At 36.4% G+C, this 7,541-nt stretch carries 3 protein-coding genes; all 3 read left to right on the top strand.

What is annotated here, in order from left to right; genetic code table 11:
* Window positions 1–31: 31 nt before the first annotated feature.
* The gene (gene gyrB, locus AMS59_RS06530; RefSeq protein WP_053482952.1) at window positions 32–1,966 is read left to right on the top strand and encodes a DNA topoisomerase (ATP-hydrolyzing) subunit B; all 1,935 of its coding nucleotides are present in this window, start codon (window positions 32–34) and stop codon (window positions 1,964–1,966) included.
* A 25-nt stretch (window positions 1,967–1,991) separates the two neighbouring features.
* Window positions 1,992–4,469: a DNA gyrase subunit A gene (gene gyrA / locus AMS59_RS06535; protein WP_053482953.1), complete on the top strand. Its 2,478-nt coding sequence runs from the start codon at window positions 1,992–1,994 to the stop codon at window positions 4,467–4,469.
* 148 nt (window positions 4,470–4,617) lie between these two features.
* The gene (locus AMS59_RS06540) at window positions 4,618–5,700 is read left to right on the top strand and encodes an HD-GYP domain-containing protein (protein WP_053482954.1); all 1,083 of its coding nucleotides are present in this window, start codon (window positions 4,618–4,620) and stop codon (window positions 5,698–5,700) included.
* Window positions 5,701–7,541: the final 1,841 nt, after the last annotated feature.

The raw sequence follows: 7,541 nt of genomic DNA on the forward strand, positions 1-7,541 counted from the left end.
ATTTACACACAATGATGTTATGAAGGAGTAGATGAAAGCCGTGGCTATAGAGAACGAAGGTTTACAAAATCAAGCTTATGAAGCCGATCAGATACAGGTATTAGAAGGTTTAGAAGCGGTACGTAAAAGACCAGGGATGTATATCGGTTCAACTAGCTCTAAAGGTCTTCACCATTTAGTATGGGAAATTGTTGATAATAGTATTGATGAAGCACTTGCCGGATTTTGTACAGATATAAAAGTAACGATAGAAAAAGACAATTGGATTCGTGTAGAAGACAATGGTCGTGGTATTCCGGTAAGTATACAAGAAAAAATGGGTAAGCCTGCTGTTGAAGTTATTATGACAGTGCTCCATGCTGGCGGTAAGTTTGGCGGTGGAGGATACAAAGTATCTGGTGGTCTTCATGGTGTAGGGGCGTCTGTTGTAAATGCTCTATCAATCGAGACGATTGTTCAAGTTCATCGTGAGGGGCATATTCATGAAATAAAATTTGTACGTGGGAAAACTGTTCAAGAGCTAATGATTATCGGTGATTCAGACCGTAATGGAACAACTACACGTTTTAAAGCAGACCCTGAAATATTTAAAGAAACGACTGTTTACGAATATGATATTTTAGCACATCGTATTCGTGAATTAGCTTATTTGAATCGTGGAATCAGAATTACAATTGCTGATGAACGCGAAGGTGAGGAACGTTCTACTACGTATCATTACGAAGGTGGTATCCGTTCTTATGTAGAGCATTTGAATCAATCTAAAGAGCCTATTCATGAACCAATTGATGTTCTTGGGGAAAAGGATGGTATTTCAGTTGAAATTGCTATGCAATATAATGCTGGATTCTCTTCAAATATTTTTTCATTTGCTAATAACATTAATACGTATGAAGGCGGTACACATGAGTCTGGTTTTAAAACAGCTCTGACACGTGTTATTAATGATTACGCACGAAAAAACGGACTATTAAAAGAATCAGATGCAAACCTTACTGGTGAGGATGTTCGTGAAGGGTTAACAGCTATTGTTTCCGTTAAGCATCCTGATCCACAATTTGAAGGACAAACAAAAACAAAGCTTGGTAACTCTGAAGTTAGCCAAATTACTAACTCCTTATTCTCAGATGGTTTTGAACGATTTATGTTAGAAAATCCAACTGTCGCTCGTAAGGTTGTAGAAAAAGGTTTAATGGCTGCTCGTGCACGTGTCGCCGCTAAAAAAGCACGTGAATTTACACGTCGCAAAAATGCACTTGAAGTATCAAGTTTGCCAGGTAAATTAGCTGACTGTTCATCAACAAATCCATCTGAATGTGAAATTTATATTGTTGAGGGTGATTCTGCCGGTGGTTCAGCAAAATCTGGACGTGACCGACACTTCCAAGCAATCTTACCGTTACGTGGTAAAATCCTTAACGTTGAAAAAGCACGCTTAGATAAAATTTTATCGAATGCAGAAATCCGTGCAATGATTACAGCATTTGGCACAGGTATTGGTGAAGAGTTTACTTTAGAAAAGGCTCGTTATCATAAAATCGTTATTATGACAGATGCCGATGTCGATGGTGCCCACATTCGCACATTACTGTTAACATTCTTCTTCCGTTTCCTTCGACCTCTCATAGAGGCAGGTTATATTTATATTGCACAGCCACCTCTTTATCAAGTAAAGCAAGGTAAGCATGTTGAATATTGCTATGATGAAGAAACATTAAAAGAAATTTTAGAACGACTACCAAAAATGCCAAAACCAAATGTGCAACGATACAAAGGTCTTGGAGAAATGAATGCAGAGCAGCTTTGGGAAACTACAATGGATCCTGAGCACCGCACATTGTTACAAGTAGAATTAGATGATGCAATTAAAGCAAACCAAGCATTTGAGCGTTTAATGGGCGATGAAGTTGAACCTCGTCGTCAATTTATCGAAGAAAATGCTGTATACGCTAATTTAGATATTTAATTTTTCTTGAGAGGAGGTCTACACTTTGTCAGAACAAGAACGCTCCGGTGTTAAAGGAGTTAATATAACAAAAGAAATTGAAACATCCTTCCTCGATTATGCGATGAGTGTAATCGTTTCTCGTGCATTACCAGACGTACGAGATGGATTAAAGCCTGTACATCGCCGGATTTTATATGGCATGCAAGAGCTAGGGAATACAGCTGATAAAGCATACAAAAAATCAGCACGTATTGTTGGGGACGTAATGGGTAAATATCACCCACATGGTGACTCATCCATTTATGATGCAATGGTACGTATGGCGCAAGATTTCAGCTATCGTTACATGCTAGTCGATGGTCATGGTAACTTTGGATCTGTCGATGGTGACGGAGCGGCAGCGATGCGTTATACAGAATCCCGTATGTCTCGTATTGCAATGGAAATGCTTCGCGATATTAATAAAGACACAATTGACTATACAGATAACTATGATGGTTCAGAAAAGGAACCTGTTGTCCTTCCTAGTCGCTATCCAAACTTATTAGTAAATGGAGCGGCAGGAATTGCGGTAGGTATGGCGACAAATATTCCACCACATCAACTTGGTGAAACGATAGATGCAGTGATAGCACTTTCTGAAAATCCTGCTATTACAACGGAAGAATTGATGGAAATCATCCCAGGACCTGATTTCCCAACTGGTGGATTAATTTTAGGTCGTAGCGGTATTCGCCGTGCTTACGAAACAGGTCGTGGCTCTATCATTATTCGCGCAAAGGTAGAGATTGAACAAAAATCAAATGGTAAAGAAACAATTCTTGTTCATGAATTACCATACCAAGTAAATAAAGCTAAGCTTATTGAAAAAATAGCAGAGCTTGTGCGCGATAAAAAAATTGATGGTATTACAAACCTACGTGATGAATCTGACCGACGTGGTATGCGAGTAGTCATTGAAGTTCGTAAAGATGCAAATGCTAATGTAGTTTTAAATAATTTATATAAACAAACAGCCATGCAGTCTAGCTTCGGTATTAATATGCTGTCATTAGTAAATGGTCAACCTAAAGTAATGGGCTTAAAAGAAATGTTGCATCATTATTTAGAGCATCAAAAGGTTATTATTCGCCGTCGTACGGAATTTGACTTAAGAAAAGCAGAAGATCGTGCACATATTTTAGAGGGCTTACGTATTGCCCTTGATCATATCGATGAAATTATTGCTATTATTCGTGGTTCACGTAGTGGTGATGAAGCGAAACCTCAATTAATGGAACGCTTCAATTTATCTGAACGTCAAGCACAAGCAATTTTAGATATGCGTTTAGTTCGTTTAAGTGGATTAGAGCGTGAAAAAATTGAAGCAGAATATCAAGAGCTTCAAATTTTAATTGCTGAATTAAAAGCGATTTTAGCGGATGAGGCTAAAATTGTTGATATTATTCGTACTGAAATATTAGAACTAAAAGAACGCTTTAACGATATACGTCGTACTGAAATTACTTCTGGCGGTATAGAAATGATCGAGGACGAGGATTTAATCCCAGTCGAAAATTCGGTCGTAACTTTAACGCACAATGGTTATATCAAACGTTTAGCTGCGAATACATATCGTAGTCAAAAACGTGGTGGTCGTGGTGTACAAGGTATGGGCACAAATGAAGATGATTTTGTAGAGCATCTTATGAATACATCTACACACGATACAATTTTATTTTTCACTTCAAAAGGAAAAGTATTTAGAGCAAAAGGTTATGAGATTCCGGAATTTGGTCGTACAGCTAAAGGCTTACCGATTGTTAACTTACTCAATATTGATAAAGGTGAGAAAGTAACAGCAATGATCCGTGTTGGTTCATTTGATGAAGATGCGTACTTTATCTTCACGACTAAAACGGGTATTACAAAGCGTACACCAGTATCTCAATTTGCGAACATCCGAACAAACGGCTTAATAGCTATAAGTTTACGAGAAGAGGATGATCTCATTGCTGTTCGTTTAACAGATGGCGATAAACAAGTGATTATCGGTACCCGTGATGGCATGCTTGTTCGTTTCCAAGAGGATGATATTCGTTCAATGGGCCGTACTGCAGGTGGTGTGCGAGGTATTAAACTACGTGATGGTGACGAAGTAGTTGGTATGGAAATCATTGAACCAGGACAGGAAATTTTAGTTGTTACAGCAAAAGGTTACGGTAAACGTACTTCTGAAGAGGAATATCGTTTACAGAGCCGTGGTGGTGTAGGATTAAAAACAATTCAAATCACTGATAAAAACGGTCCAATGGTAGCTGTAAAAACTGTTGATGGTTCAGAAGATTTAATGCTTATTACAATTAATGGCATGCTAATTCGTATGGATGTGAATGATATTTCATTAATTGGCCGTAGTACACAGGGAGTTCGTTTAATTCGTTTAGGCGATGAAGAGCTTGTTGCAACTGTAGCAAAGGTTGAAAAAGAAGAAGACTCTAACGAAGACTCTAATGAAGAAAATGATCAAGTAGAAGAATAATAAAAAGACCGATGACGACAGCTAATGTTGCCGTTCATCGGTTTTTTTAGCATAAATCATGAAAAATAAGTAATTATTTTGAATTCCATGATAAAATGAAATTAACCTTATGTTTAAGCAAGTGAAATAGTGAAGAGGAGTTAATTGCGTGGAAACTATACATGTCCCAATTTCAGAGTTACGCGTTGGTAAAGTAATTTCAGAAGATATTTTTGCTAATACACAATATCCAATAATTTTTAAAAACACAATAATTTCCCATGAGCATTTACAAGTTTTTTTTGCTTTTAATATTTCAAGAGTCCCTGTTTATAAAGATGGTATAGAGGCTCGAACGGAGGTACAAGAAACAGATTTAGTTGTTCCAATAAATTCTGTTCCAACTTTCAAAAAGGTTTATGACAATTCTGTTGAACAATTCAAAAAAGAATTTAAAAATTGGGAAGCTGGTGCAAAGGTAGATATTGCGAAAGCACGTAAAATCATTTTGCCATTAGTAGAAATGGTTTTAGAAGATCGTACAATCATTTTTGAATTAAATGAGTATTCAAATCCAAAAGACTATTTGTACCATCATTGTGTAGCAACAGCATTGATTTCTTCAGTGATTGCACAAAAATTAGGCTATGATAAAGGAATTACAATTCAAGTTGCAATTGGAGGGTTATTAGCTGATTGTGGAATGGCAAAAGTTCATCCACGTATCCGCGATAAAAAAACAACCTTAACAGAGCAGGAATTTGATGAAATTTATAAGCATCCGATTTATAGCTATAATATGGTCAAAGATTTAACAATCTTAAAGGATACAATGAAAGAGGCTATTTTCCAGCACCATGAGCGTTTAAACGGTAGTGGCTATCCGAAAGGGGAAAAAATCGCTAATATTTCTACTTTTGCTCAAATTATCGCGGTTGCAGATGTATTCCATGCAATGACTTGTGAGCGAGTGTATAGAGGTAAGCAATCTTCCTTTAAAGTCATAGAGATGATTAATGAATCTGAATTTGGGAAGTTTGATATTAAAGTAGTTCGTGCACTGATAGATATTGTTGCCGACCTTCCTCTAGGAACAATAGTTGAACTATCTAATCTGGAACAAGGTGAAGTAATGTTTGTAAATAAATTTGCACCAACTCGACCACTTATTAAACTAAGCCATTCAGGGGAGATATTTGATTTAGGTAAAAATCGTACCTTCTATATTTCACGTATTATAACAAATTTATAATAATTGAAAGGCAACCCATTAACTTCTTTCAGCGGGTGTCCAAACATCCGCTGAAAGAAGTTAATGCTGCCGGCGGATGTCACGGAATCGAAAAGGAGTTAATAAAAGATGTAACCGTCATCAGTAAAAACGCCATGCCCTGTGGTATTACCGAAATGACCGACATTATGTCAGCCCTCATGTTGCTGCCGCTACGTTAGCACTGCGCTTTCGTACAAAAAACATCTGCAAGTCCAAGCATAAAGCCGATTCCGGACGCAATTATACCGAGGCATAAATGATAATTGGCGTTTGCCTTTTTTATTTTTCTGTGAAAATAAATAGTGTCTTTGTCATTTGAATATTTTTACGTGGAATTAGTCATTCTATAAATAACGGAAAAAGCCAATAAGAAAGAAAAGGTACCTGTTGGAAGGATCTTGGTTTTAACTTTTGGTTTTTGGTTAAACTAAATCAATTGTGGTTCTTTATATGGCTCCTTGTTCAGTAACACGGAGTATATGATTCGAAGCATTCGATGCGAAATCACAACGAGTGCTTTTTTCTTGCCTCCTCGTGCTGCGAGTGACCAATATTTGTTCGCTAACCAACGATTTCGACTTCTTGAAACTGCCCAAGCTGCCTCACACATGGAATGTTTCTGTTTCTTGATACACTTCGCCTTCATGTCTCCCCTTTAAAACGCAAGCAACAATTGTCTCAGAGTGCACATCTAAGGCTGCACAATTCTTAATAAATACTTCTATAACAATCACTCCAAATAATAAGATCACAAACAGTGAGTAAATTTGAAAATAAGCATTTTTCTGTATGTAGTCATCCTACTATCAAGTGGAGCTAACAAAGGGTTGAACACCAAATTCACTTAAACAGTTTTATTCCAAGGGTCTAAGCCACCAAAAAAAGCCACGTCTTACACCCTGTTTGTGTTACTACCATTATGTACAGGAGGAACTTATTTTCATGCCGGAGTTGGGAGAAGAAAGCTCATGATTGTTTTATTTAGATGTCGAAACTAAAGCATCATCAAAGATTTCTACGGCTAAATGTAACGAGCTACGGACGAGAATATTGATATTTTAAAAACCAAGTCAAATATAGAAAATTATCTCTTTGAAATTATTAACTCAAACTTCGCAGACTGAAATCAACAAATAAGCCTTGATATAATTAAGAATTGTATAAGATTGCCACACCTGTCCCAGACAAGAAAGGAATTTTGAGATCGATTCATACAACCATGGCAAATGGGGTTTAGGTAAATGCCGGCTTTCCGTAAATGTTTAAAAATTTCTAATTCATTAAAAATAGATTTTAATTCTTTAGACAGTTGATTGTTTGGTCCATTATGCTCTATCATAATGAAAGCACCTCTTTCGTTTGGTAGTGTATTCTAGTCAAATTCACTATACCAAAGAATGAGGTGCTTTTTGTATTTATAAAATGTTTTGTCAAGAATCCTATTGAAATTGTAAAGAACCAAACAAGCTCAATGATTAAGCCGATTTATATTGGTGCGAAGTTTGAGTTATTAAATTAAGGTTAGCTAAATCCTCTTATATATATAGTGATGAAGAAGGAGAATAATAGATTTTTAAAAACTATTGATTTTTTTTGAGAAAGTGTTGACATAGTTTTAGATTCTTGATATTATTAGTGAGTCGCCAAGAGGTGACACTTAAAATAAAGTAATGAACCTTGAAAACTGAACAAGCAAAACGTAATCAATAAAGTTTTTAGTAGCTAACCTTGAGTTAGTGAACAAAACAAAATTTTGGACATCAAACATGATGCCAGCAAAACAATTTGAGCTAATCAAATTTCTTTTTATGGAGAGTTTG

It is taken from the genome of Lysinibacillus sp. FJAT-14745 (genome assembly GCF_001275675.1).
In the GTDB taxonomy this organism is placed as follows: Bacteria; Bacillota; Bacilli; order Bacillales_A; family Planococcaceae; genus Lysinibacillus.